The organism is Saccharospirillum mangrovi (assembly GCF_003367315.1).
Lineage (GTDB): Bacteria > Pseudomonadota > Gammaproteobacteria > Pseudomonadales > Natronospirillaceae > Saccharospirillum > Saccharospirillum mangrovi.
Window position 1 is genome coordinate 947,817 of sequence record NZ_CP031415.1, and the last position, 26,034, is coordinate 973,850.

Consider the following 26,034-nt stretch of genomic DNA (forward strand, 5'->3'; position numbering starts at 1 on the left):
CCTGCTGAATCTTGTACTGCTGATGTGTGTATCGAGAAGGCGGCCGATCTGCGCCGACAGCCTGGTTTCGGGCGGCTATTATGCCGCCTCAACCGCCGTAGGCCGAGCCCAGATCCCACATGGGCAGGAACACGCCCAACACCAGAATCACCACCATGCCGCCCATAAAGGCGAGCAGAATCGGCTCGATCAATTCGGTCATGCGTTTCAAATCGTAGTCGACTTCCTGATCGTAGAAGTCGGCGATGTCGACCAATAAATCGGCGACGTTTCCGGTTTCCTCACCGACGCCGATCATCTGCAAAATCAACGAGTCGAACATGCCGCTGCCGGAGGCGGTCGCCAGCAGCGATTCGCCGCGTTCAATGCCAGACACCATGCCTTCGATACCGCGACCGATGTAGTGGTTGCCAACGGTGCGGCTGCACACTTGCAACGCCTGCAACATGGGCACGCCGGCGTCGAGCATCATGGCGAACGGGCGGGCAAAACGGCCCAGGGCGATGCGTTCGTACAGCTTGCCCATCAGTGGCACTTTCAACAGCGCCCGGTCCCACAACACCGCGCCCTGGGGCGTGCGCTTCCAGCGAATCAGGCCGTAAATGCCCAGGGCGAGCAGCACCAGCAAATACGGCCAGGACACCAGCAAAAAGTTGGAACTGGCGATCAATACCCGCGTCGGCCAGGGCAGGTCGGCGCCGAGGCTGGCGAACACGCCGGAGAACGCTGGTATGACGCGGAAGTTGATGATCAACATCGCCGAGGTAATGGAGATCGACACAAACAGCGGATAACGCGTCGCTGCCGCCAGTTGTTTGCGGGTGCTTTTCTCGCGCTCCAGATGGCCGATCAATTGTTGAAAGGCGGCGTCCAGTCGGCCGGTGGTTTCGCCTACGCGAATCATGGCGACGAACAGATCGTTGAACGCGTCCGGGTGCGCGCGCAGCGCGGTCGAGAGCGTGGAGCCCTGCGTTAAGCTGCGCGTCACGTCGTGCAAAATGGCGCTCAGGCGCGGCGAACGCGACGCATCGGCCAGGCCGTTGATGGCGCGCAACAGTGGAATGCCGGAGCGGGTCAGGGCGTGCATCTGCCGGCAGAACATAATCAGTTCGTCCAGCTTGATGCGCGCTCGGAACAGGCGGCTCAGCCAGTGGCCGTCGCTTTTGCCACGGCTTGGCGTTGCGCTGGCTTTGGCTTTCGCTTTGCGGCCTTTGGCGATTTGAACTTGCGTCGGGGTGATGTTCTGGCGGCGTAATGTCTGCACCAGCGCACTTTGCGAGGCGGCTTCCAGTTGGCCTTCGACCAGCCGGCCGTCGGCATCGCGGCCGCGATAGAAATAATCAGCCACGCTCGGCATCCAGATCGTTCAGGTCCACGCTGATCTTGAACACTTCGGCGAGGTCAGTGAGGCCGTCGCGCGCGTATTCCAGCGCCCAGTCGCCCATGGGTTTGAAGTCGGGGTTGCGGCGGGCGGCGGCGATAAAGGCGGAATGGTCCTGATCGCGCAACGCCACCAGCATCGCCTCGTCCAGTTCCAGCCATTCGAACACGCCTACACGGCCGCGATAGCCGGTGTTGTTGCAGTGGTAGCAGCCGGTGCCGTGGAAGAAGGGCGTATCGACAAAACGGCCGCCGGCCAGATGTTGCAGCCAGATGCGTTCGCGCGCTTCCGGCTGATACGGCTGGCGGCAGTGTTCGCAGACTTTGCGCATCAGCCGCTGCGCCAGCACGCCGCGCAGTGCCGAGGCAATTAAATAGGATTCCACGCCCATGTCGGCCAGGCGCATGGCGCTGGAAATGGCGTCGTTGGTGTGCAGCGTCGACATCACCAAATGGCCGGTTAAGGCTGCGCGCGTGCCGATGGCGACGGTTTCCTGGTCGCGCATTTCGCCGACCAGAATGATGTCCGGGTCCTGGCGCAACGCCGAGCGCAGAATGTTGGCGAAATTCAGTTCAATTTTCGGATTAACCTGAACCTGATTGACGCGCGACATCCGGTATTCGATCGGGTCTTCTGCGGTAATGATTTTGCGCTGCGCCTGGTTCAGGCGGTTCAACGCCGAATACAGCGTCGTGGTTTTACCGCTGCCGGTCGGGCCGGTGACCAGAATCAGGCCGTAGGGCCGTTCGATCATCAATTCGAAGCGCTGGCGAATGGCGTCGGGCATGCCGAGGTCAGCCAGCGGTTGAATGCCGGCGGTCTGGTCGAGCAGGCGCATCACCACCGATTCGCCGTATTGCACCGGCAGCGTCGATAAACGCACGTCGATGGATTTGTTGCTGACGCGAATGTTGAAGCGGCCGTCTTGCGGCAGGCGGCGTTCGGAAATGTCGAGGTTGGACATGATCTTCAGCCGCATTACCAACGCCGAGGCGACGCGTTTTTCCTTGATCACCTGTTCCTGCAAGGCGCCATCCACGCGCATGCGGATGCGGAATACCGACTCGTCCGGTTCGATGTGCACGTCTGAGGCGTTAATCGCCACGGCGTCTTCGAGCACGCTTTGCAGCAGGCGGACCACCGGGGCGTCTTGCAGATCGGAATCGTCGGCCAGGTTGGCAAGGTCGAAATCGCTTTCGCGCAGTTCGCCTTCCAGTTCAACAGCGATGGATTCGATCTGGCCGGTGCGGCGGTACACCGAATCGAGCGTGGCGAGCAGTTCGGCCTCGCGCACAATCGCCGGTTTGACGGGTTTTTTCAGCCGCTTTTCGACTTCGTCGATGGCCATCAGATCGAGCGGGTCGGCCATCGCCAGCAACACGCCGTCGGCGTTGTCGGCCAGCAGCAGACAGCGGAACCGCCGTGCTACGGCTTCGTCGAGTAATTTGAGGGTGTTGGCGTCGAGCTGAAACTGGCGCAGCTCGATAAAGGGAATCTGCAAATGGTCGGACAGCGTGCCGAGCAGTTTGTTTTCCGGCACCAGGCCCATGTCCACCAGAACCCGGCCGATTTTCTTGCCGGTCAGTTTCTGTTCTTTCAGCGCCAGGGCGAGCTGGCCGTCGGTGATCAGGCCGGCGTCAACCAGCAAATCCCCGAGGCGGATTTTTTTGCGATCTTGTGCGGTGGTCATTCGGCGAGTCTGGTTTTACCCATTTAATGTCAGTGAGTCAGCGCATTGATGCGTTGCTTGGCGAAGCCCAGCAGTTTGGCATTCTTGCCACCGTTCAGATAGCGCTGATAGTGCTCCCGGGCTTCGTCAGGCAGGCGCGCCTTCTCCAGCGACACACCGAGCAGCAGATGCCAGCTCGCTTTTATCTTGGGCTGTTGCACCAGTTTCTGAAAGAAATTGATCGCCAGCAGATGCTTGTTGCGTGCCTGCTCAATCAGGCCTGCGTATTCCAGAAACGATGGGTCTTGCGGCGCCAGATCGAGGCCTTGCTGGTAGGGTTCGACCGCTTCGTCGTAATGCCGGCACAGCATGTACAGCCAGATCAGCAGAATCTTGATGCGCAGCGACTGGGCGAATTCGTCCTGGGCGTCGATCAAAAACATCTCGGCTTCGGGGTACTGGCCGAGGCGGATCAATTCCACCGCCATTTCCACCACCTGGCGCTCGTCGCTGCCGCTTTCGGGATATCGGGCCAGGTTCGGTTTGGGGATCGACAGCGTCAGATTGGGGTTGGTCAACACCAGCGACTCGGATGGCATCAGCGTCTTGTTGCCCAGTTTGTAGCGCGTGGTGTGTTGCTGCGGCTTGATAACCTGATGGCTTTTACGCGCTTCGGTGATGCGTTTGAGCAGCGTTTGGGTGCGTGGAAACAGATCGTAGGTCAGCGCCAGATGCATCAGTTCGTAGAAGCCCAGCAGGCGTTCGCGCAACACCAGCCGACCCAGGGCGCGGGCGTCGTCTTTGTGTTTGAGCTCGTCCATCAACCGGTCAAGGCTTTGCGCATCGACCTTGCTGTGTTCCCGCAGCAGGTTGTAGAGGACGTTACTGGCCATCATGGCGTCTCCAATGACCGAACCCGATTGTTGGCAAACGCCGTGAGTCTGGGGTTATCGGCCGCAAATCGATTGAGGTAATTGTGGTACAGACGCACGGCCTGTGCCACCTGACCGCTGTTTTCCGCATTGATCGCCCAATGCAGTTGCCAGGCACCGTGCGTGGGTTGGGCACGTGTCAGTTGCTCGAACAGGACTGCGGCTTGCTCGGGCCGGCCGGCTTTTTCGTGCCACAGCGCCAACAGGCCTTGCGCTTCGACGGAATTCTGACCTTCGAGCAAAGCGCCAATGGCGTCGAGCCGATCCTGGCTGAGCAGCAATTTAGCCAGCCAGACGCGCGGTTGGGCTGCTTCGGGCGCTTCGGCAATCCAGGCGCGCAGGCTTTGTTCTGCCAGGGCTAACTGGTTATCGGCCAATGCCGCCTGAACCTGATCCTGCCAACGGTCTTCGATGCGCGTAACCGTTGTATTCGGTTCGCTGTTGAGCGTTGGCTGCGGCGGAGCGATTGGGGGCTCGATGGGTGTTTCAGGGGCGGTTTCAGCCGGTGGTGGTGGCTGGGAAACGGTGGTTTTCACCGGCGTTGGCTTGGGTTCGGTCGCAGTAGGCACCGGGGGTTGTTCCGGCATCATCACGGTTGCTGGGATAGCGCGGCGGCTGGGCAGTAATGCCAGGGTGTCGCTGGGTTCGGCTTGCAGGGTTTGCAGCGACGCCTGCAACTCCGGCACCAGCGAACTTAACGATTCGGGCAAGGCAGGCAAAACAGGCAATACAGCTGTATCAGGCGGCGGCGTCAGCGGCGGCTCAGGCGTGACGCGATGCTGCCAGGGCGCCCACAGCAAGATTACCGCCAGCGCCAAAGCGACCACCGCCACCAGCCACCAGTACTGGCCGTGAGCGCGTTTGGTGTCGCTCAGTGGATTGAACCCGCTGGCGGCACGTGGCGCTGGCAGTGGCCGCGTCAGCGCTTGATGAATCCGGCTCACACCAGCCTCCAGGCGGCCACGGCGATCAGAATGCCGATGGCGATCAACGCAAACCAGACACCGTGGCGTCTGTAAGGCCGGCGTTGGTTGTCGAGCCAGGCTTGCTGCACATCGCGCACCTGAACCTGCGGCCGTTGATCGGCGTAGGCCGACAGCAACGCCTTGTGCGCCAGCACGTTGATCATGCGCGGCACGCCGCCGGAACGGCGCTGCAACAGCGACAGGGCGCGACGATGAAACAGCGGCGGGCCGTTGTAACCGCTGCGCGCCAGCCGAAAATCGATGTATTGGCGGGTGGCGCTGCGGTCGAGTGTTTTCAGATAGTGCGCGAAGGTGATGCGCTGGCGCAGTTGGCGAAAGCGATCCTGATCGAGCAAGTCGTCCAGTTCCGGCTGGCCGAACAGAATCACCTGCACCAGCTTTTGCTGTTCGGTTTCCAGGTTGGTGATCAGCCGCAGCGCTTCCAGCGTTTCTGCCGGCAGCGACTGGGCTTCATCGACGACGATGACCACGCCGCGTGCCTGTTCGGCCAGCGCCAGAATGCGGCGGGTGATGTGATCGAGCAGGGCGTTGTTGTCGGCCTGTTGATCCAGATTCAGCCCCAGTTCCTGGCCGACGGCGCGGTACAGACCAATCGGCGACAGCATGGGGTTGGGAATGTAAACCGAGTGAAACCGCTCGGCGATGTCCGGCTGTTCGGCCAGATGGCGCAACAGCCGGCGGCACAAAATGGTCTTGCCGGTGCCAACATCGCCGACGACTTTGAGAAAGCCCTCGCCGGTGTCGAGCACGTGCGTCAGCAGGTCGAAGCAGCGTTCGTGGTCGGCCAGCCGCACGAACAACTGGGTGTCCGGCGACAGGCTGAACGGCTTTTGCTGCAATCCAAAATGCGCTTCGTACATGCCGGCGAATCCTATGGCAACCGGCGCAGAACGGCGTCCAGCTGGTCAACCGAGGTATCACTGCCGTACACGATGGGCTTCAGCAGAATGACCAGTTCGCTCTTGTTCTGACTGTCGCGCTGCTGACCAAACAGCCAGCTGAAACCGGGCACGCGTGACAGCCCCGGTACGCCGGTGCGCGAGCCGGTCTGTTGTTGCGACAGCAAACCGCCGATCACGACAATCTGGCCGCTGCTGGCGCGAATCACCGAATCGGTTTCGCGCACGCTGGAAAACGCCAGCGGCAGGTCGTAGGTCGAGCCGCCGACATTGATCACCTTGGTGCGCTCTTCAACGTCGGTCACCGACGGCCGCACGTGCAGGATGACGTTGTCGTTGGCGCTGATCTGCGGCGTCACATCCAGCGCGATGCCAGAGAAGAAGGGCGACAGCGTGAATTCGGGCGTCGATTCAACAATGCCATCGCCGTTGCTGTCGCCGGTCGAGGAATTTACCTCGGTGACGAAGAACTCGTCGGTGCCAACCTTGATCACCGCTTTCTGGTTGTTGACCGTAGCCACGCGCGGGCTCGACAGCACCTGCACGTCGCCCTGGTTCGACAGCAACTGCAACACGGTGCCGAATTCGTTGCTGCCGACGCCAATGGAAAATACGCCGCCAGCATCGGCCGGGCCTTGCAAGGCGTTACCGCCCAAACCCAGACCGCTGGTGATGTTCGACACGCTCAAATCGTCAGCAAAGGCCGACCAGTTGATGCCGGAGCTGTGTTCGCTGCTGAGCGTGACCTCGAGCACCTTGGCTTCAATGACGACCTGTTTTTGCAGGCTCAGTTCGGCGTCGGCCAGAAAGTTGGCAACGATGTCGTGTTCACGCGGCGTGGCGCGTACCACCAACAGGCCGGTTTGCGGATTAACCACCACCTGGCGGCCAGCTTCCTGATTGAGCAGACCCAGGATGGTGGTTTCCATGCCGCTCCAGAAATTGGCGCTGTATTGCGTCGCCACGCTGCTGGCGCGGTTCAGCTCGCCGCTTTCCTGACTGGTGATCTGGCCGCTGGAGACGGTGGTGTCGGAGCGGCCGGAACGGTCGATGTTCAGGTAGTTGAGCTGGTAGATGCGCGTCTGAATCTGGTTGGGCAATACCCGGAAACCGTAGTCGGTGCGCAGGTAGTCGTAGCCATACAGATCGCGAATGGCGTTCATCACCTGTTCGATGGTCACCGCGCGCAGGCTCAGGCTCAACGTGCCGGTAATGGACGGATCAACCAGGATATTGATGTCCTGGCTGCGGCCCAGATCGGCGTAAAAGTGCTGGGCAGGGATGTTGTCGGCCTGCACGTTGAAACGCTTTTGCGTGGCCGGCGGCGCGCTGAAATCGAGCAGATCGGCGCTCAGTTCCGCGGGCGTTTCCACCGGCGCGGCTGCGGACGATGCCGTGCTGTTGGCTGAGACGGCATCACGTTCTGCTTGCAGAACGGCGCGCACATCCAGATTGGCGGTAGTGGTGTCGGTTTTGGCTTCACCCGATTGCGGATTCATCGCGCAACCGTTCAGCAACACAACCAGACCCAGGGCCGCCAGCAAACGGCGGCCGGGGTTATTGATGGCTGACATGACGGGTACTTCGGACAACAAAACCTCAGTCCTCGTCCATCATTGAAATAAGCAATGACCCGGTTTTCGGCAGCGTCAGAACACGTTGCTGGCCGTTCTGGCGGATCACCACCTGATCGTCGGCAATGTGCAGCACTTGCACATCGCCCAGGCGGTCACCGACGCTCAGCCACTGGCCGTTGATCACGGCGTAGGCCTGGTTGTCGAGCAGATACACAGAATCCAGCGCCACGGCGCCGGTTGGGGCAACGGCGTTGGTCGCGCCGCTGGTAGGAAGGGGGTCGGGGCGCATCGGGTCGGCCTGGGCCGAACCAAGCGCTGCCGTAAGCGCTAAACAGAGCACTGCAAACTTCGCTCTAAACATTCATCCAAATCTCTTGATCACTCAGGGTATGCACATCCAGGCGAATGCGCAGTTGGGGGTAGCTGGTGGTTTCGATGCTTAACCGGTCCCAGAACAAGTGCCAGGGCAGCGCTTCGAGCGCGCGCAAATAGGCGCTTAAATCGTCAAAGGTGCCGGTTAAGGTCAGTTCCAGCTTGTGTTGGTAAAGGGCGCTCTGGCCCACCTCGGCGCTGCGCACCTGGGTGACCGGCTGTAACGCCAGTCGCACCAGGGTCAGGTCGCTGCGGTCAAGCAGCTCGCGCAGCACTGAGACCATTTGTTGCGGCGGAATCAACACTTCAGTGATGTTCGCCAGTCGGGCGTCCAGTTCAGCCAGTTCCGCTTCCAGCGCGGCCTGACGCTCGGTCAGTTGAATCACAACGGGGTTGTCGCGTGCGGCAGTCAGGTTGTTCAACGCAGTCTGGTTGGCGTTCTGTTCCAGGTTCAGCTGGTCCAGCCGCTCGCGCTCGCTGTGATGCTCGGCCAGGCCCGTTATACGTCCGGCCAGATAAAACAGACTACCCAGCACCGCGACCATGACGATCAACAGCAACAGCCGTTCGCGCGGCTGCAAGCGGCCGAGCAGCAGCCGCAGTCTGAGCGTGGTGGCGGTTGGCTTCATGGCAGCAACTCCTCCAGGCCCTTGGGCGTGTCGAGGGTTTCGGCCATGGTGAAGCGCCACAGGTTGGTGCCGCTTTGTTCAATGCTCAGGTTGCGGATGCTCAGGCCTTGAAAGACGGAGCTTTCGAGTTGCCCGAGATAACGCGGAATCAGATTCGGCTGGCGCGCCATGCCTTCAAGTTCCAGATGGCTGTGGCTGTCGCGCAGTTCGATGCGGGTCAGCCAAAGGCCGTCCAGATCGTGGTCCGACAGGCTGGCGAGCGGCCGCGCAAAACCGCTGGCGACGGTATCAATCTGGTTGGTCAGGCCGTGCAGCTCTTCGCGTCGGGCGGTCAGTCGCGTTTGCAGCGTTTCGTTGTTGGCGCGCAAATCGGCTTCGCTGGCGATGCTCGGGTAATTCTGGCGCAAGCGGTGCAATTCCAGCGCGCTGGCGTCTACTCGCTGCTGTGCGCTGTCGATGCGCCGCTCGATGGTCAAACCGATGACCGCATGAACACCCAGATAGACGAAGCCCGCGACCAGCGTCAGCGCCAGCACGGCGGTAAACAAGGGCAGTTGCACCCGGCCCTGGCCGGGGCGCATGTCCGGTGTCATCAGATTGATGTGGCGGGTCATGACGCGGCTCCACGAAAGGCTGCGCCGGCCAGTGGCAACAAGGCTTCGGGCAAGGGCGCGTCGGGCATCGAGATAAAGTCGGTCAACTGAATCGGGTTGAAGCGCAGGCCGAGTTTGGCGCCTAGATCCTCGATCATGCCGGAGGTGCCCGGCCAGCCGATCAGTTGCAGTTGGTTGATGCTGCCCAGGCCGAGTTGCGATTCGTAGTAGTCGAAGGTGCGGCGCAATTCGAGCACCAGTGAATCGCGCTGAATATCGGTCTGGCCTTCGAGTACCAGGGCGTCGCCTTCGGCATCGGCGCCGAGGTCGAGATAGCCGATGTCAAAGCGCCGGCTCAGCACCAGTTCGTCCTGGTAGATCAGCAACAGTTGGCAGTGATCGTCGCGCAGATGCAGCAGGCCGTTTTGCGGCTGGTCGCTGGCGCGCAACGCCAGGTTGCGCAGTTGCAGCTGATCGATGTCGACGCTGGTCAGCGTCAGGCCGTGTTTGGCCAGCGCCAGGCCCCATTGCCGCAGCGGTTCTTTGCGCGTGGCGACGACAAAGGCCATGCGGGTACGGCCGTGGTAGGCTTGCGCCGGCAACAGGATCACCGCCAGGCTGGCGTCTTCGAGATCGTAGTGCAGCAGTTCGGCGGCTTTCAGGCGCAGCGCGGCTTCCATTTCGTCGGCTGGCACGTCGGGTACATCGACCAGCAACAGTTGGTAGTAGCCTTCACCGAGCAGAATTTTCACCGTGCCTTTGGTCTGCTGCGCGAGCCAGTCGGCCAGGCGCTCCGGGTGTTGCAGCGGGTCGGTTTCGTCGTGCCAGGATTGCGGCAGACACAGCGGCATTTCGCCGGATTTCGCGCGCAGGCGTGCGAACCCGAAGCCGGTCGGCGTCAGGTAGAGCCAGTTGTGCATGCCACGCTGGGCGCGATTAAATAAAGCCAAGAACCGAATACTCCGGCGTTTTTCTGGACCCGGATCGACACCGGTTCGGTTGTACGCCAATCGTTTGAATGTTGGCGCTGGGGGCCAATATGGTGTGCATCTGGCCGCTCAGCGTCAAATCATTGTGTGTTTCGATGGGTTAACCCCGTTATTCATGCCTAAAGGTAGACTATCTGTGTTCCATATCGTGCTTTATCAGCCGGAAATCCCACCCAATACCGGCAACATCATTCGCTTGTGCGCCAACACCGGTTGCCATTTGCATCTCATTGAGCCGCTGGGCTTTTCCATGGAAGCCAAGGCGTTGCGACGCGCCGGGCTCGATTATCACGAATTCGCCGATATCCGGCGTTACCGCGATTACGCCCATTTCCTCGACAGCGCCGCTCCCGAGCGCCTGTTTGCCTTGTCGACCAAAGGCACCGCCGGCCCGGCCGAGGTGCGTTTTGAAGCCGGCGATTATCTGATGTTTGGCCCGGAAACGCGCGGTTTACCGGCCGATATTCGTGAATCCCTGCCCGCCGAACGGGTGTTGCGCCTGCCGATGGTGCCGGGCAGCCGCAGCCTGAATCTGTCGAACGCCACCGCCATCATGCTGTATGAAGCTTGGCGTCAGATCGGCTATCAGGGAGCGCTCAACGTTTGAAGCGGCGTTAGCTCGTGGCCGCTTCGATGATGGCGCGTTTGGCCCAGCGCTGACTCGCCAACCCCTGCATCCCCAGATTTCGCGCCAATACGGCCAGCGGATGCGGGCTGCCGAAGAGTCGCTTGAACCCTTCCATGGCGGCCATGGTGGTCAGGTTGTGCGTTTGGCGGCGGCGCTGGAAACGGCGCAACACAGCGCTGTCACCGCACGAAAGTTGCAGCCGTTTGGCCCGTCCCCATTCCTGCGCCAGCACCTCGGCGTCGCGGAAGCCAAGGTTCACACCCTGGCCCGCCAGCGGGTGAATGGCGTGGGCGGCATCGCCCAGTAGCACAAGCCGGTCCTGTATATAGTCGACGCTGTGCATTTGCGCCAGTGGAAAACGAAAACGCCGGTCGCTGTGTTCAATCTCGCCCAAGCAACCTTCGCTGGCGCGGTTGAGTTCGGCCAGAAACGCGGCGTCGTCGAGTGCGAACAGCGTTTCGGCGCGGCTGGTATCGGCGCTCCAGACGATGGAACTCCAGTGTTGGCTGCCGCTGTCGTCACTCAATGGCAAAAACGCCAGCGGGCCGGTGTCGAGAAACACCTGGCGCGCGGTGTGAGCGTGTGGGGCGCTGTGGCGAATCGAGGTCACCAGCGCCGTCTGGCCGTAATCCCATTCGCGGGTGGCGAAACCGGCCTGTTGGCGAATGCCGGAGAATTTGCCGTCACAACCCGCCAACACGGCTGCCTGAAAGCGACTGCCGTCGTCCAGTTCAATGGCGACGCCATCCGGTTCGACCCGCCATTCCTGCAAGCGTCGGCCGATCAACTGCTGCACTTTAGGCAGCGCATCGACCCGTTCCCACAGCGCCTGAGTGATCCAGTGGTTTTCGACGATCTGGCCGAGTTGCTCAGCACCGACTTCGCTGGCGTGAAACTCGATGGCGCCCTGGCCCTGGCCGTCCCACACGCGCATCGCCGGGTAGGCACAGACACGCGCTGCCGGAATGCGCTGCCAGGCGTCCAATTGCGTCAACCATTGCCGATTGTGCGGGCTGATGGCACTGACGCGCGGCGCAAACTGGCTGGGCTGCGGCGCCACCGGCTCGGCGCGGTGTGGTTCGATCAGCGCCACGCTGAGGCCCTGTTCGGCGCTGGCAACGGCCAGACTGAGCCCGACCATGCCGCCGCCGACAATCACCGCATCAACGGTGGTGTTCATGATTGTGCCTCCGGTAACGGTGCGCCCTGGCTCAGGCCCATGCTGGCGAGCACAAAGCTGCGGCTGAGCGACGGGTGGCGGTCGAGCAGATTCAGGCCCAGGTTGCGGCCCAATTGCAGCAATGGATTCGAACTGGCGAAGGTGCGCACCAGGCTGTCGGAAAAAGTGGCCGTCAGGCGCTGATCGCCGGCAATGTCGGCCGCCAGCGGTTGCAGTAAAGCGCTGACGCCGGGGTCGTTCTGGTTCAGCAACGCCTGGTTCAAACGCTCGGCGGCGCGCATCAAACCGCGAATCGCCAGGTTGTAACCCTGGCCGGCCACCGGGTGCAGCGTGGCAGCGGCGTTGCCGAGCGCCAGCAAGCGCGGCCGCACCGGGTCGAGCAGTTCGCGCTTCACCAGCGGGTAGTCGAAGGCGTTGCCGAGTTCGGTGATGCGGCCGAGGCGTTGGCCGAAGGATTCGTTCAGCAACGCCAACTGCGCATCGTGCGACAGCGCATCGAGCTGACGCCGGCGCGAATCTGACAGCGTCCACACCAGTGCCGAATAATCGCCAAACGGCAGCAATGCGATCGGGCCGGCCTCGGTGAAGCGTTCGTAGGCGCGGCCGTTGTGGGGTGTTTCGGTGCGTACGGTGGCAATGCGTGCCCAGCCGTTGTAGTCGGTCTGGCGGGCGCTGAGGCCGAGTTGTGCGGCCAGCGGCGAGCGACCGCCGTCGCATAGAATCACCAGGCGGGCGTCGATGTCGGCGCCGGAATTCAGCGTTAATTGCTGGGCGTCCTGACCGGGCTTCAGCGCGCTGACGCTGTCGCCGAAGCGCCAGTCCAGACCGTCCAGTTCACGCGCGCGTTGCCACAAACCCAGACCCAGATTGGCGTTGGCGACGACAGCGCCGAAATCGCCATCGAAGTCGGCCGAATCCATCTGGTGGTAACCGAGATGGCCGCGGTCGCTGACTTCAATCCAGCGGATCGGGCTGGCGTATTGTTCCAGCAACGGCCAGACGCCCAGACGCTGGTAAACGCTCTGGGTGTAAGCCGATAAAGCGGTGGCGCGGTCATCAAAACTGGGGGAGCGAGGGGCGGACGTTTCCGGCTGAGGTGCCGGGTCGATCAATGTCAGGCGGGCGCCTGCGCGCAGGGCAGGCTCAAGGGCGATGGCCAGTGTCAGACCGACCAAACCGCCCCCGACAATCGCGATGTCGTAACGGGGCATGGCGTGCTTCGCATCCGTAAAAGTGCGCGGATGATAGCAGGCCAGAGGCCGCCGGTCAGGCTTTGCGCATCACCATAAAAAAGCCGACCACAAACAATACCGCGCCGACGCCGTAACGGATCATCACCTGAGTGTTTTCACCGCCGACGGCGTCGGTCAACATGCCGGACACCGAATGCGACATGTCGTACCCCCACCACAAACTGCCGGCACCGAGCACGACCAACACCAAACCGATTAACTTCTTCATGCAACAACTCCTGTCGTGAATGAAGCTGCGATTCTAAGCACAGACGAACGGTGTCTGACCAGCGACACCGTCACGCTTTGCCTATTTCACCGCGCCTGACGTCAAACCACGGATCAGGTGTTGCGACAGGAAGGCGTACAGGACCAGCACCGGCAGCACCGCCAGCGACAAGGCGCTCAACACCGAATTCCAATCGGTCGCGTACTGGCCGATAAACTGCTGCACACCCAACTGAATGGTCTGAGTGCTCGGCCCCGGCGCGAGAATCAGCGGGAACCACAGATCGTTCCAGATCGGCACCATGGTGAAGATGGCAACCGTCGCCACGGCCGGTCGAATCAACGGCAAAATAATCTGGAAAAACAGCCGGTATTCGCTGACGCCTTCGCAGCGTGCTGCCTCTTTTAATTCTTCCGGCACCTGGCCGACGAACTCGGTCAGAATCAAAATCGCCAGCGGCAAACCCTGAGCGGTGTACACCAGAATCAACGCCAGATGGGTGTTGACCAGATTCAAACCCACCATGATTTCCAGAATGCTCACCGTGCCCAAACGAATCGGCACCATGATGCCCATCGCCAGAAACAGCGCCAGCAAACGGTTGCCGCGAAAACGGTATTCGCTCAACGCCCAGGCGGCCATGGCACCGAACAGCATCACCAAAAACAACGGCACCAAGGTGACCAATAAACTGTTGCCGAAAAACAACAGAAAATTCGATTCTTCCAGCACCTTGGCGTAGCCAGCGAGACTGAACGAATCCGGCCCTGGCAGTGCCAGCGGATCGGTAAAAATTGCGCGCCGGGATTTGAATGAATTGATGATCACCAAAATGATCGGGAACAGCGCGATCAGGGTGTAACCGAGCAGCGTGAAATGCACCAGCGCTTTGCTGCTGAGTCGATTGGAAGGTCCGTTCATTGGCGGCGGCTCCTGCAAGAAAAACGTGACATAAACAGCCTCACCATTGGTAACGCGTCAGTCGACGCTGAACGATAAAGAAATACAGCATGACGCCGACCAGGATGACTAAAAACATCATCGTTGCGACCGTGGCACCCATGGTGGCCGAGCCAATTTGCGACTGGTAACCGAAGAAAGTTCGATAGAAAAACGTACCCAGAATATCGGTGGAAAAATTCGGTCCGGCGAGTGCGCCTTTAACGGCGTAAATCAATTCGAAGGCGTTGAAATTTCCGACGAACGTCAGAATGGTGACCAGGCCTAAAGTCGGCAAAATCAATGGCACGCGAATGCGCCAGAAAATGCGCCAGGGTGAAGCGCCATCGACATGGGCGGCTTCAATTAAGTCGTCCGGAATCGACAGCAGCGCGGCGTAAATCAACATCATCGGGATGCCGACAAACTGCCACACCGAAATCAACGCCAGCGTAATTAAGGCACTGCTTTCACGACCGAGCCAGGCTTCGAATAAAAAGCCCAGTCCAAAGAAATCAAGAAAACCTTCGGTCACGCCCCACAACGGACTCAGCATTAATTGCCAGATAAAACCGATGATGACGACCGATAACAACGTCGGTAAAAAAATCAGCGTGCGATAGGCGCGCGCACCGCGTAAATCTTTCAGGCTGAGCAAGGCTGCCAACAACAAACCGATGGGGTTTTGCACCAGCATGTGAATGATAAAAAATTTGGTGTTATTCCACAGCGCGTTCCAGAACGGACCGGACCAGTTGTCATCGCCCAGCAGAGTAAAAAAATTACCCAGGCCATGAAACTGACGGACACCATCGGGGCTGTCGGTAAACAAACTCAGGCGCAACGTATCGAATAACGGATAGGCGCTGAACAGGGTGTAAATCAGCACGGCCGGCGCCAGGAAAAAAATCAGGTGCCAGGGGAAAGCGCGTTTCATGGTGAACCTCGGAACGGCTAAAAACAGCCGGGCTTTTTGCGAATTAAAAAGCCCGGCAGGGATAAAAAAAGGAGAGGCGTGACCGCCCCTCAAAGAGCCGGGAGAGTGACCGGCTCATCAGCCCTTTCAAATCATTTGGACTGAGGTTCGTACCATTGCTCGAAACCGTCCTGAATCTGTTCAGCCGCGTCTTCCGGCGACAAAGTGCCGTTCAGAACCTGGCTGGAAACCACCCACAGTTCCTGTTCCATGTTCGGCGTGCCACGGTTCATAACCTGGGCGTTCAAGCGAATGGTGGATTCGCAATCGTTGCGCCAGGAAATCATTTCCGCCGCGACCGGATCCTGCACTTCAACCTGATGGTTCGACAGTGAGAAGAAACCGGTGACTTCGTTGGTGAACAGGTCGGCGAAATCAGCGCTGGCAACCCAGTCGAGGAAGGTGCGGGCGGCATCGCCGTTTTTGCTGGCCGGGTTGATGCCGATGCCCATGTCGGTGTGATCCGAGATGTAGCAGGTGTCGCCGCTGTCAGCGACCGGCGGTTTGAAGGCGCCGAACTCGAAGATCGCCTGGTTGTTGAAATAGGAAATGTCCCAGGAACCGGTCGGGTAAATGGCCGCGCGGCCTAAAGCGAACAGGTTTTGCGAGTCGCCGTAGGTCTGGGCTTCGTAACCGCGACCCATGTAGTCGCCCCAGCTGGCCATTTCTTTCCAGACGTCGACGAACTCGTCGTCGGTGAATTTGGCGTCGCCAGACAACAGCGCCAGTCGGCCTTCTTCACCTTTCCAGTAATTTGCACCGATGTTGGTGAAAACGATCTGGTTGGCTTCCCACTGATCGTTGGTGCCCAACGCCAGCGGTGTGTAGTCGGAGTCGTCTTTGATGGTGTTCAGTGTGGCGAAGAATTCATCGCGCGTTTCCGGGATGTCCAGATCCAGTTCGTCAAAAATGGCTTTGTTGTAGAAGAAGCCATGAATGACTGAAGCCATCGGCAGACAGAAGGTGGTTTCACCGTCGTCGGTGCTCCAGGCACGCTTGGCGAAATCCTGGTAGTTGTCGAGCGCGTCCAGGCCGTTCAGCGGTTGCAGGTAGCCTTGGTTGAACAGACTCAGCGACTGGTCGAACGGACGGCAGGTGATCAGGTCACCCGCGGTTCCGGCTTGCAGACGGGCGTTGATGGAGGAGTCGTATTCGGTCGGGGCCGTGGCGTTAAAACGCACTTCAATGTTCGGATGTTCGGCGTTAAACGCCGGAATCAGAATGTCTTCCCACAGGTCTTTATCGTCCACACGCCAGCTTTCGATGGTCAGTGTTTCAGCCTGAACGCCCAGGCTCAGGGTCGCCGCCAGCGTGACACCGGCAACGGTCGTTTGCATCTTCTTCATCTCGATTCTCTCGCTGTCATTATTGTTCAGGCCGCGTTGTGTGTTTCTTATCCGTTGCGGCCGACTGAGCCACTCTAGGAGGCTTGGCAACCTGACTGTGAATAACCCGCCGGCCCGGTTGAAAGGTGGCCGAAAGAGAGCCTGAACGGCGATGTCTCGCCGCCTCGAACCGGCGTAAACGACACCCTGGGACGTTGCGCAAACTTGCCCGCAAGACAGCGGTTACTGACGGTAAGACAGCGCTAAGATTTAGTAATACTTTGAAGGGTTTTGCTGGGTTAGGATGGCGAAAACGCTGTGATGTCCGTCTGATGAAACCCGCCATTCTTCGTTCCCTGTGCTGCTGTCTTCTCTGGGCCTGCTGGCTGCCGTATGCCGTCTCGGCGGACATGCCGACCTTGGAAGTGTTGCACTGGTGGACTTCGGCCGGAGAGGTTGAAGCGGCTGATGTGCTGAAGCAAGGTTTGGCCGAACGCGGTTTAAACTGGCAGGACTATCCGGTGCCCGGCGGTGGCGGCGATTCGGCCATGGCGGTGTTGAAGGCGCGCGTCATCAACGGTTCGCCGCCGGGCGCGGCGCAAATCATCGGGCCGAACATTCAATACTGGTCGGGATTGGGTTTCTTGCAGCCGCTGTCGAACCCGGCGCTGGCGGCGGACGGTCTGTTTTATCCGGTGGTGGACGATTTAATTCGGGTCGATGGTCAGGTAGTAGCGGTACCGCTGTCGATTCATCGCATCAATTGGATGTGGCTGAACCCCAAGGTGTTCGAACAACTCGATTTGCCGCTGCCAACTACCTGGAGCCAGTTGATGCGCGCCGCGCCAAGGTTGCGCGCCGCCGGCATTGTGCCGCTGGCGCACGGCAACCAACCCTGGCAGAACGCGACCTTGTTTGAAGTGCTGTTGCTGAGCGAAGCCGGGCCGGAATTTTATCGGCGTTATTTTGTTGAGCAGGACCCGGCGGTGCTGGAAGACATTCGCGTCGTTGCGACTTTTGAACGCTTGCGCGAACTGAAGTCGCTGATGGATCCGGGCATGATCAACCGCAGTTGGCAGGACGCCAGTCGCATGGTGGCCGACGGCGATGCGGCGGCGCAGATCATGGGCGACTGGGTGAAAGGGGCATTCACTGCCTGGGGCCTGAAAGCCGGCGAAGATTATTTGTGCCTGGCCGTGCCTGGCACTAACGAGCAGCATCTGTACAGCATCGACACCTTCGTGCAGTTCAAAGACAACCCCAATCCGATTTCCGCCCAGCCGTTTATTGAAACGCTGTTGGCGCCGTCGGTGCAGCGCGAATTCAGTCTCGCCAAGGGCACGATTCCGGTGCGGCGCGATTTGACGATGGCGGGTTTCGACGATTGTTCGCGCGCCTCGCATCATGTGTTTAATCAGGCGGCGGACGAACATCGATTGGCGCCGTCGATGGCGCATTCGATGGCCACCTCGCCGGAAACCGAAGACGCGGTGTTTGAAATTGTGCACCGCTTTTTTATCGACGACAGCGTCAGCCCCGAAACCGCCACTGCGCAATTGGCGCAATCGTTAAGAGCCTTGAAGTGATGAAAGCCAAACGTCTGGTCGTGGTCGATGACGACTACAAAATCCGCGAATTGCTGAAAACCTATCTGGAGAAAAACAATTACCAGGTCGATGTCGCTGCCGATGGCGAATCCTTTCTGACGTTGTTCCGACAAACGCCGGATATTTCATTGGTGGTGCTCGACATCATGTTGCCCGGCCAGGATGGTTTCAGCGTCTGCCAGAAAGTGCGGGCGGTGTCGGACGTACCAATCATCATGCTGACCGCCAATGCCGAGGAAACCGACCGCGTCGTTGGCCTGGAAATGGGTGCGGACGATTACATCGCCAAGCCGTTCAGTCCGCGCGAATTACTGGCGCGCATTAAGGCCATTCATCGTCGTTATGAGCCGATGCAACACAGCGCCGACGATGGCGGTCGTTACTATCGGTTTCGCGGCCATGTGCTCGATGGTCTGGAACGCACGCTGACGTTGCAGGGCGGCCAGCCGGAAAGCATCAGTGGCGCCGATTTTCAGTTGCTGAAATTGTTCCTCGATCACGCCGGCGATGTGTTGTCGCGCTCCTATTTGATGAAGTCGACACGCGGGCGTGATCTGGGTCCGCTGGATCGTTATCTGGATGTGCAGATCAGTCGTTTGCGCACGCGGTTGTCGGGCAGCGATTCGTCGCAACTGATCAAAACCGTGCGCGGTCAGGGCTATGTGTTCACCGCCGATGTGGAACGGCTGCATGCGCCCGATTAAAGCCTGGCTGCCGAAATCGCTGTTTGCCCGTTTGTTGCTGGTGATGTTGACCGGCATCAGTTTGGCGCAGCTCAGCACCAGTTTGATTTGGGCCAGCCAGGTGCGCAGCGACAGCCGCGCGCGCATCAACGAAAACGCTCAATACATGGCGGTGTCGCTGGCATCGACCATTCGTTATTTTCAGGCGCTGCCGGATAACGTGCGGCCGATTGTGATTGAGCAGCAACGCGAAGTCGGCGGCAGCCGTTTGTTCATCAGCGTTAATCAGACGCGCTTGCCGATTGAGCCGGAAGTGAACGATCCGTGGCGGGCGCCGCTGCTCGGCGCCATTCAGACGCAACTCAAAGCCGAAATTGATCAGCCGGTGCAACTGGCGCTGGCGATGCCGTCGGCGGTTCGGTTGTACGACGAGCGCATTCCGCTGACCGAAATGCCGGTGCGCTGGATTCGCCAAAGTCTGGTTCTGGAACCCGATCCGGCGCCCATCGTTGTCGCCCAGGTACCGCTCGATAATGGCCATTGGTTGTATCTGGCGACGCTGATGCCCGATCCGTACATTCTCGATCGTGATCGCGGTCTGGCGCCGGAACGGTGGTGGTCGCTGGGCGCGACCTTGTTCGTGGTCGGCGTGCTGTGTTTTCTGTTCGTGCGCTGGCAAACCCGACCGCTGCGCCGACTGGCCGAAGCCGCCGATGCCTTTGGCCGGGGCGTGGAAGAGCCGCCGGTCTCGGCCTCGGGCATGCGCGAACTGGACGCCACCGCCGAAGCGTTTGAGGCGATGAAGCTGCGCATTCAGCGGTATCTGGACGATCGCGAACGTTTGTTCGCCGCCATCTCGCACGACTTGCGCACACCCATCACCCGCTTGCGCATTCAAGCGGAATTGATCGACGACGACAGCCTGCGCGCCTCGCTCGACGAAGACTTGGAAGAGCTGGAAATGATGGTCAAGGGCGCGCTGCAAACGGTGCGCGACACCGATATTCACGAAGACCCGCGCCCGGTCGATCTCGGTGCCTTACTGTTGAAGATTGCCGACGAGCGCCGGGTGGCGGCGCAGTCGGTGTCGGTCACGGTGTCTGATGCGGTTGATTACGTCGGCAAACCGCTGGCGCTGAAACGCAGCCTCGCCAACCTGATCGACAACGCCATTCAGTATGGCGACCGCGCCGAGGTGAGTCTGGCGGTGGTTGGCGACAGCGTGGAAATCCGCATTCGCGATCACGGCCCCGGCTTGCCAGACAGCGATCTCTCCAAGCTGTTCAAACCCTACAGTCGACTCGACCACGGCCGTGCCCGCAACGCCGGCGGCATGGGGTTGGGTCTGGGCATTGCGCAAAGCATCGTGCACGCCCACGGCGGCGATTTATTGCTGGCGAATCATCCATCCGGCGGCTTGTCGGTGCGGGTACGTCTGCCGCTGATTTATGCAGTGCGTCGCCTGTGACGGCTGGCACGGGCTATGCTGGTTGAACGTGCAACTGGAACAGTAACCGTCAAAGAGGACTAGCAGATGGATGCATTTTTACAGGCGGCAATTGACGAAGCGCGACTCGGTCTGGACGAAGGCGGTATTCCCATTGGCTCGGTGCTGGTGCACGAAGGGCGCATCATCGGGCGCGGTCATAACCGGCGCGTGCAACACGGCAGTACGGTGTTGCACGGTGAAATGGATGCGCTGGAAAACGCCGGTCGTTTGCCCGCTTCGGTGTATCGCGACTGTGTGTTGTACACCACCTTATCGCCGTGCCCGATGTGTACTGGCGCCATCTTGCTGTACGGCATTCCCAAAGTCGTGATCGGTGAAAACCACACCTTTATGGGCGAGGAAGGCTTGTTGCGCGAGCGTGGCGTCCAGATTGAGGTGGTGCAGAACGCCGATTGCATTGCGATGATGGAAGGCTTTATTGAAGCCGAACCGACCTTGTGGAACGAGGACATCGGCGAGTAGCCGATGCCCCATTCATCACATTAAAAACGGACCGAGCGTCGGCCGTTGCAACCAGTTTTCTGGCGCGTAAGGCAGTGCGCCATCGACGACGTGAAAGGTCAGTGCCAGGCGCGAACGCGCCGAGCGATTGGCTGCACTGTAATGCGGCAAGTGGCCGTGAAACACCAGCAGATCGCCGGCCTTAACCGGCATCGGCGTGCCGCTGTCGGTGGGCCAGGGCGTTGCGTCGAGCGGCACCATCCACATCTCTTTGCCATCGCAGTGATAGCGTTCGCGCAGCGGGCCGGTCTGGCCGCCAGGGTCGAGCCACAGGCAACCGTTTTCCAGCGTCGCATCTTCCAGTGCAAACCAATACGTCAGCACGCTGCTCGGTTCGGTATAGAAGAAACTGGCGTCCTGATGCCAGACCACTTCGCCACCGATGCGCGGCTGTTTAAAAATCACCATGGTCTGATACAGGCTGGGCTGTTGCTGGCCCAGATCGCGCGCGATGTCACCAAACACAGAACGTTGCGCCACTTCGCGATACACCTCGTCCAGATCGTGCAAGGCATGGCCGATTTTATTGATGCTCTGTGCTCGAGGCTGGGCCAGTTCGCCGGCGTCGTTGAAGGCTTTTTCTTCAAAAAAGCAGCGCACTTTTTCCGCCGAACCGAGAAAGAAATCGTTGTTCAGATGTTCGCGGTCGACGGTGGAAAAGCGCACGTTCGGATCGATTTCGGCGCTCTCAATTAATTCATAAGCGCGATCAATCAACGCAGCACGATCGGCGGCGCTGAGTTGTTGCGGCAACAGCACGTAGCCGTCGCGATCGAAGTGTTGGCGTTGTTCGGCACTGAGCATGGTTGTTCTCGCGTATGAAGGCGTGACAACGCCTCGGTTAATCAGGCGTCGGCGATTTCCGATTCGGCGATGGTTTCGGCTTCTTCCTGAGCGGCACTGAGCCATTCTTGCATGGCTTTGAGCCGGTTCAGTTCGCCCATCCATTGGCTGATTTCCTGCGGCACGGCGATGCCATAGGTTGTGAATCGACTTGCCACCGGGGCGTAAAATGCATCGGCGATGGAGAATTTTCCGAGCAGAAATGGCCCTTCGGAGCGCTGCAATAAATCACCCAATAATTCACACACCCGGTCGATGTCTTTTTGCGTGGCGGCATCCGGTTTAAAACCGCTGACCCGACGGCGGCAATTCATCGGCATGGCGTTGCGAAGCGCGAAAAACCCGGAGTGCATTTCGGCTACGGCCGCGCGACCGAGCGCACGCAAATTCGGATTACCGGGCCAGCCCTGACCGTCAAGAAAACGCTCGTTCACGGTTTCAGCAATGGCGAGCGAATCGCAGACCGTGAGGCCGCCCATATCGAGTACCGGCACTTTTCCGCTGGGTGAGTATTGCGCCATCAATGCCGACGTGCGTGCTTCGTACAACGGAATGCGCACTTCCTTGAAACGCACTTTGAATTGTTTGAGCAGCAACCAGGGGCGCAGCGACCAGGATGAATAATTTTTGTTGCCGATGACCAGCGTCAAATCGTTCATGATGACTCTCCTTCTGATTCTCCTTGATGAACGAGGCGGGCTTGGACTGCTTTGGGCAGTGTTTGTTTGACCAGTTCATAGGAATCGTCGATCCAGCTTTGCACCAGTTCAATGTCCAGACCGGCCTCGAGATCGATCGTATTCCAGTGTTTTTTATTCATGTGGTAGCCGGGCGTGACGGCACTGAAGGTGTCGCGAATGATCAGCGCCTGTTGCGGGTCGCATTTGAGATTCATGCCCAGCGGTGTGCGATCAATCATCAGCAGCGCGAACATTTTTCCGGCGACTTTATACACCAACGCCTGCGGGCCGAAGGGCGTCTCTTCGGTGCAACCGGGTTTGGCGCTGAGTCGTTCGCGCCAGACTTCGACTTCGTTGTTCATGCAACCTCCGTTTTGCGCGGGCGCGTCGAGGTGTTACCTCCAGCGTTGCTCTATTGCAGCCTGAATACCAGCGGCGTCCAGGCCGGCTTCGCGTAGCATTTCTGTGGGTTTGGCGTGTTCGATAAAACGATCCGGCAAGCCCAATTGCAACAGCTCGACGCTCAGGCCAGCGTCGTTCAGACATTCGCTGACCGCCGAACCGGCACCGCCCATGATGGCGTTTTCTTCCACTGTGACCAATCGGCTGTGACTGGCGGCAACGGCCAGCACACGCTCGCGATCGAGCGGTTTGATAAAGCGCATGTTGATCAGAGTGGCGTTCAGCGCGTCGGCAACTTGTTGCGCCGGTGTGACCAGACTGCCGAAGGCGAGAATGGCGATGTCTTTGCCCTCGCGCAGTACTTCGGCTTTACCAATCGGCAGGTCGTCGAGGTTGTTGTCGATAGCAGCGCCCGGCCCGGTGCCGCGCGGATAACGCACCGCCGCCGGACCCGGATGGCGATAACCGGTGGTCAGCATGCGCCGGCATTCGGCTTCGTCTTTCGGCGCCATGATGACCAGATTGGGTACGCAACGCAGGAAGCTTAAATCGAAACTGCCGGCGTGTGTCGGGCCGTCTTCGCCGACTAAACCGGCGCGGTCGATGGCGAACAGGACGTCGAGGTTTTGAATGGCGACGTCGTGAATTAACTGGTCGTAGGCGCGTTGCAAAAAGGTCGAGTAAATTGCGACCACCGGCTTGGCGCCATCGCAGGCGAGGCCAGCGGCCAAAGCCACTGCGTGTTGTTCGGCAATGGCGACATCGATGTAGCGTTTGGGAAAACGTTCAGAAAACTGCACCAGGTCTGAGCCTTCGCGCATAGCGGGGGTGATGCCGATCAGTTTTTCATCGGCCTGCGCCATGTCGCACAGCCACTGTCCAAACACGGCCGAATATTTGGTGCCTGTTGGCGCGCTGGTGGCGGCATGTCCGGCGTCGGATTTTTCCAGTTTGGTGATGGCGTGGTACTTGATCGGTTCGTTTTCCGCCGGTGTGAAACCTTTGCCTTTTTGCGTGGCGACGTGCAGAAATTGCGGGCCTTTAAAGGTGCGTAAATTACGCAGCGTTTGCGCCAGGCCGACGACGTCGTGTCCATCAACCGGGCCGACGTAATTGAAGCCCATTTCTTCGAACAAAGTGGCCGGCGACATCATGCCTTTAACGTGTTCTTCGGCGCGCCGGGCAAACTCCAGAACCGGCGGTAAATTCTGCAGCACTTTTTTCGAATTCTCGCGCAGGTGCGAATAGGTTTTGGAGGCAAAGACACGCGCGAAGGCGGTGGATAAGGCGCCGACGTTTTCGGAAATCGACATGTCGTTGTCGTTCAGAATGACCAGCAGGTTGGCGCCATCGTGACCGGCGTGGTTCAAGGCTTCGAAGGCGAGGCCGGCGGTGAGGGCACCGTCTCCGATAACGGCAACCGTCTGGCGGCCTTCGCCGAGCAAACGGTCGGTGATCGCCATGCCGAGTGCGGCGGAAATGGATGTACTGGAGTGACCGACGCCGAAGGTGTCGTAGTCGCTTTCCTCGCGCTTGGGAAAGGCGGCCAGGCCGCCGGCTTGACGAATGCTGTGCATGCGCTCGCGGCGACCGGTGAGAATTTTGTGTGGGTAGGCCTGGTGGCCGACGTCCCAGACCAGTTTTTCGACCGGGGTGTTATAGACGTAGTGCAGTGCGATGGTCAGTTCAACAACGCCGAGGCCGGCGCCGAAATGGCCGCCGGTCTGACCGACGCTGTAGAGCAGAAATTCGCGCAGTTCATCGGCGAGTTTGGGCAATTCGGCCGGGCTCAGTTGACGCAGATCGGCAGGCAGATCAATGCGGTCGAGCAGTGGCGTGGTGGGCCGTTGTTGCGGGATGCGGGTAAATACCTTCATGAATGCGGTCTGGTCCTGCCGTAGCCCTGTCGGGCTGTCCGTACTGTGAAGATCGAAACCAGCCTAATGCCTTGGCCGGCCCGGTGAAAACCACCCTGTCGATGGCGGCGCACAGTTTACCGGAAAGCCAGCGGCGACCCCAGCGGCAATGCGTCGCAGCCTGATCGGCGTCAGTGATTGCGGCCGAGCAGCCAGTCGGCGAGCCAGGGCAGGGGGGCATCGTCCGGCAGGTTGAGTTCTTCCAGTGCGCGACATGCCTCAGCCGTTTGCTCGGCGGCGTGTTCGCGGGCGCCGTCCAGACCCAGCAAGCTGACGTAGGTCGATTTGCCGCGTGCGGCGTCGCTGCCTTGGGGTTTGCCCAGCGTGGCGGTGTCGCTGGTGACATCAAGAATGTCGTCGGTAATTTGAAACGCCAGGCCCAGAGCGGCGCCGTAGCGTTGCAGGCTGTCTTGAGTGGCGGCGTTGGCCTGGGCGCAGAGCGCGCCGAAGGCGATGGCGGTTTCGATCAACGCGCCGGTTTTCAGCCGGTGAATGTTGGCAAGTTCGGTCGGTTGCAGCGTCTGGCCTTCGGCAAGCAAATCCTGCATCTGGCCGCCAACCATGCCTTGGCGGCCACTGCCTTGTGCCAGTCTATGCACCATGCTCAGTCGGGTTTCGACCGCGAGGTCGGTGGCCTGGCTGAGGTGTTCGAAAGCCAGGCTTTGCAACGCATCGCCGGCGAGAATGGCGGTGGCTTCATCGAAGGCGCGGTGATTGGTGGGGCGGCCGCGGCGTAAATCGTCGTCGTCCATGGCCGGTAAGTCGTCGTGAATCAGACTGTAGGCATGGATCATTTCGACGGCCGCCGCCGGTGCCAGCCAGCGCTCGCTGGTGTCGCCCAAACTCAAAGCGGTGGCGTGAACCAACAGCGGACGCAACCGTTTGCCGCCGCCGAGCATTGAATAGCGCATGGCGTCGGTGAGGCGAGGGGCGGTGGTGTCGGCGAGCAGGGTCGCCAGGTGAGCTTCCAGGCGGGTGCGACTGGCGTGCAGAAAATCGTCTAAGGGGTTGGACACTGGGTTCAATCTTCGTCGTCAAGCGGCTCAAGTCGTTCAGCGCCAGCTTCGCCCAGCAGAACCTGAACTTTTTGTTCGGCGGTGTCGAGCGCCGCTTGGCAGTCGCGCGTTAAGCGAATGCCCTGCTCGAAGGTTTTCATGGCGTCGTCCAATGACAGTTCACCCGACTCAAGGCGTTCGACCAATTGTTCCAGGGCTTGCATCTGGCTTTCAAAATCGGTTTCTTTGGTGTCGGTCATTGGATTTTCCTGCGTGCAGATTCGGCGCAACGGTAACGGCGCCGGCAAAAGGAATCAACTATTGCAGGGTGCGGCCGATACTCTGATTACTCTGGCCAGAC

Annotated in this window: 27 protein-coding genes; 5 read left to right on the forward strand and 22 right to left on the reverse strand. The window is 59.9% G+C overall.

Translation table 11 applies throughout. From position 1 onward, the window contains the following. Positions 1-88 precede the first annotated feature (88 nt). From DW349_RS04480 to DW349_RS04525, 10 genes are all read right to left on the reverse strand, one after another. Positions 89-1,348 (reverse strand): type II secretion system F family protein, encoded by a 1,260-nt coding sequence (locus tag DW349_RS04480; RefSeq protein ID WP_198650513.1) that lies wholly within the window; start codon positions 1,346-1,348, stop codon positions 89-91. Beyond that, entirely contained in the window at positions 1,341-3,071 is a 1,731-nt protein-coding gene (locus DW349_RS04485) for a GspE/PulE family protein (protein WP_108126056.1), read from the reverse strand. The genes DW349_RS04480 and DW349_RS04485 overlap by 8 nt, the downstream gene beginning before the upstream one ends. 29 nt (positions 3,072-3,100) lie before the next feature. Continuing rightward, the gene (locus DW349_RS04490; RefSeq protein WP_157954374.1) at positions 3,101-3,943 is read right to left on the reverse strand and encodes a tetratricopeptide repeat protein; all 843 of its coding nucleotides are present in this window, start codon (positions 3,941-3,943) and stop codon (positions 3,101-3,103) included. Continuing rightward, positions 3,943-4,926 carry a tetratricopeptide repeat protein gene (locus DW349_RS04495; protein WP_108126054.1) on the reverse strand — a complete coding sequence of 328 codons (984 nt, stop codon included), beginning with the start codon at positions 4,924-4,926 and terminating at the stop codon, positions 3,943-3,945. The genes DW349_RS04490 and DW349_RS04495 overlap by 1 nt, the downstream gene beginning before the upstream one ends. Next, complete coding sequence (locus DW349_RS04500; RefSeq protein WP_108126053.1) at positions 4,923-5,828, reverse strand: ExeA family protein; 906 nt, start codon at positions 5,826-5,828, stop codon at positions 4,923-4,925. The genes DW349_RS04495 and DW349_RS04500 overlap by 4 nt, the downstream gene beginning before the upstream one ends. An 11-nt stretch (positions 5,829-5,839) precedes the next feature. Then, the gene (gene mshL / locus DW349_RS04505) at positions 5,840-7,441 is read right to left on the reverse strand and encodes a pilus (MSHA type) biogenesis protein MshL (protein ID WP_108126052.1); all 1,602 of its coding nucleotides are present in this window, start codon (positions 7,439-7,441) and stop codon (positions 5,840-5,842) included. 25 nt (positions 7,442-7,466) lie between these two features. Further along, a complete protein-coding gene (locus tag DW349_RS04510) occupies positions 7,467-7,733 on the reverse strand; it encodes a hypothetical protein (protein ID WP_108126051.1) in 267 nt (88 codons plus the stop codon). Between the two features lie 64 nt (positions 7,734-7,797). After that, positions 7,798-8,445, reverse strand: coding sequence for a hypothetical protein (locus DW349_RS04515; RefSeq protein ID WP_108126050.1), 648 nt, complete (start codon positions 8,443-8,445; stop codon positions 7,798-7,800). Further along, on the reverse strand, positions 8,442-9,059 hold the full coding sequence (locus DW349_RS04520) for a PilN domain-containing protein (RefSeq protein WP_108126049.1): 618 nt from the start codon (positions 9,057-9,059) through the stop codon (positions 8,442-8,444). The genes DW349_RS04515 and DW349_RS04520 overlap by 4 nt, the downstream gene beginning before the upstream one ends. Next, a complete protein-coding gene (locus DW349_RS04525; protein ID WP_108126048.1) occupies positions 9,056-9,988 on the reverse strand; it encodes a type IV pilus biogenesis protein PilM in 933 nt (310 codons plus the stop codon). The genes DW349_RS04520 and DW349_RS04525 overlap by 4 nt, the downstream gene beginning before the upstream one ends. 175 nt (positions 9,989-10,163) lie before the next feature. Here DW349_RS04525 and trmL point away from each other — a divergent pair, with 175 nt between their 5' ends. Further along, complete coding sequence (gene trmL, locus DW349_RS04530) at positions 10,164-10,634, forward strand: tRNA (uridine(34)/cytosine(34)/5-carboxymethylaminomethyluridine(34)-2'-O)-methyltransferase TrmL (protein ID WP_108126047.1); 471 nt, start codon at positions 10,164-10,166, stop codon at positions 10,632-10,634. A 7-nt stretch (positions 10,635-10,641) separates the two neighbouring features. Here trmL and DW349_RS04535 read toward each other — a convergent pair whose 3' ends face one another. From DW349_RS04535 to DW349_RS04560, 6 genes are all read right to left on the reverse strand, one after another. Beyond that, on the reverse strand, positions 10,642-11,835 hold the full coding sequence (locus DW349_RS04535) for a UbiH/UbiF/VisC/COQ6 family ubiquinone biosynthesis hydroxylase (protein ID WP_108126046.1): 1,194 nt from the start codon (positions 11,833-11,835) through the stop codon (positions 10,642-10,644). Beyond that, positions 11,832-13,046, reverse strand: a complete 1,215-nt coding sequence (locus DW349_RS04540; RefSeq protein ID WP_108126045.1) for an FAD-dependent monooxygenase — start codon at positions 13,044-13,046, stop codon at positions 11,832-11,834. Before DW349_RS04540 ends, DW349_RS04535 begins: the two co-directional genes overlap by 4 nt. A gap of 55 nt (positions 13,047-13,101) precedes the next feature. Beyond that, positions 13,102-13,296, reverse strand: a complete 195-nt coding sequence (locus tag DW349_RS04545; protein ID WP_108126044.1) for a DUF3185 family protein — start codon at positions 13,294-13,296, stop codon at positions 13,102-13,104. Between the two features lie 81 nt (positions 13,297-13,377). After that, positions 13,378-14,217, reverse strand: a complete 840-nt coding sequence (locus DW349_RS04550; protein ID WP_108126043.1) for a carbohydrate ABC transporter permease — start codon at positions 14,215-14,217, stop codon at positions 13,378-13,380. Between the two features lie 40 nt (positions 14,218-14,257). Further along, positions 14,258-15,172: a carbohydrate ABC transporter permease gene (locus DW349_RS04555; RefSeq protein ID WP_108126042.1), complete on the reverse strand. Its 915-nt coding sequence runs from the start codon at positions 15,170-15,172 to the stop codon at positions 14,258-14,260. 131 nt (positions 15,173-15,303) lie between these two features. Beyond that, on the reverse strand, positions 15,304-16,557 hold the full coding sequence (locus tag DW349_RS04560) for an ABC transporter substrate-binding protein (RefSeq protein ID WP_108126041.1): 1,254 nt from the start codon (positions 16,555-16,557) through the stop codon (positions 15,304-15,306). Positions 16,558-16,946: 389 nt separating this feature from the next. Here DW349_RS04560 and DW349_RS04565 point away from each other — a divergent pair, with 389 nt between their 5' ends. From DW349_RS04565 to DW349_RS04580, 4 genes are all read left to right on the forward strand, one after another. After that, the gene (locus DW349_RS04565; RefSeq protein ID WP_157954372.1) at positions 16,947-18,122 is read left to right on the forward strand and encodes an ABC transporter substrate-binding protein; all 1,176 of its coding nucleotides are present in this window, start codon (positions 16,947-16,949) and stop codon (positions 18,120-18,122) included. Then, positions 18,122-18,847, forward strand: coding sequence for a response regulator (locus DW349_RS04570; RefSeq protein ID WP_108126039.1), 726 nt, complete (start codon positions 18,122-18,124; stop codon positions 18,845-18,847). Before DW349_RS04565 ends, DW349_RS04570 begins: the two co-directional genes overlap by 1 nt. Continuing rightward, positions 18,834-20,294 carry an ATP-binding protein gene (locus DW349_RS04575; protein WP_162824613.1) on the forward strand — a complete coding sequence of 487 codons (1,461 nt, stop codon included), beginning with the start codon at positions 18,834-18,836 and terminating at the stop codon, positions 20,292-20,294. Before DW349_RS04570 ends, DW349_RS04575 begins: the two co-directional genes overlap by 14 nt. Positions 20,295-20,360: 66 nt before the next feature. Continuing rightward, positions 20,361-20,798 carry a nucleoside deaminase gene (locus tag DW349_RS04580; protein ID WP_108126037.1) on the forward strand — a complete coding sequence of 146 codons (438 nt, stop codon included), beginning with the start codon at positions 20,361-20,363 and terminating at the stop codon, positions 20,796-20,798. A 15-nt stretch (positions 20,799-20,813) separates the two neighbouring features. Here the strand turns inward: DW349_RS04580 and DW349_RS04585 are convergent, their stop codons facing one another. The 6 genes from DW349_RS04585 to DW349_RS04610 form a co-directional block, all read right to left on the reverse strand. After that, positions 20,814-21,641: a phytanoyl-CoA dioxygenase family protein gene (locus tag DW349_RS04585; RefSeq protein ID WP_108126036.1), complete on the reverse strand. Its 828-nt coding sequence runs from the start codon at positions 21,639-21,641 to the stop codon at positions 20,814-20,816. 41 nt (positions 21,642-21,682) lie between these two features. After that, positions 21,683-22,339, reverse strand: coding sequence for a glutathione S-transferase family protein (locus tag DW349_RS04590; RefSeq protein WP_232819338.1), 657 nt, complete (start codon positions 22,337-22,339; stop codon positions 21,683-21,685). After that, complete coding sequence (locus DW349_RS04595) at positions 22,336-22,722, reverse strand: MmcQ/YjbR family DNA-binding protein (protein ID WP_108126035.1); 387 nt, start codon at positions 22,720-22,722, stop codon at positions 22,336-22,338. Before DW349_RS04595 ends, DW349_RS04590 begins: the two co-directional genes overlap by 4 nt. A 33-nt stretch (positions 22,723-22,755) precedes the next feature. Further along, the gene (dxs, locus tag DW349_RS04600) at positions 22,756-24,639 is read right to left on the reverse strand and encodes a 1-deoxy-D-xylulose-5-phosphate synthase (RefSeq protein WP_108126034.1); all 1,884 of its coding nucleotides are present in this window, start codon (positions 24,637-24,639) and stop codon (positions 22,756-22,758) included. Positions 24,640-24,809: 170 nt separating this feature from the next. Continuing rightward, positions 24,810-25,694, reverse strand: a complete 885-nt coding sequence (locus tag DW349_RS04605) for a polyprenyl synthetase family protein (protein ID WP_232819337.1) — start codon at positions 25,692-25,694, stop codon at positions 24,810-24,812. A 5-nt stretch (positions 25,695-25,699) separates the two neighbouring features. Further along, positions 25,700-25,933, reverse strand: a complete 234-nt coding sequence (locus DW349_RS04610) for an exodeoxyribonuclease VII small subunit (RefSeq protein WP_108126033.1) — start codon at positions 25,931-25,933, stop codon at positions 25,700-25,702. Between the last annotated feature and the right edge of the window lie 101 nt (positions 25,934-26,034).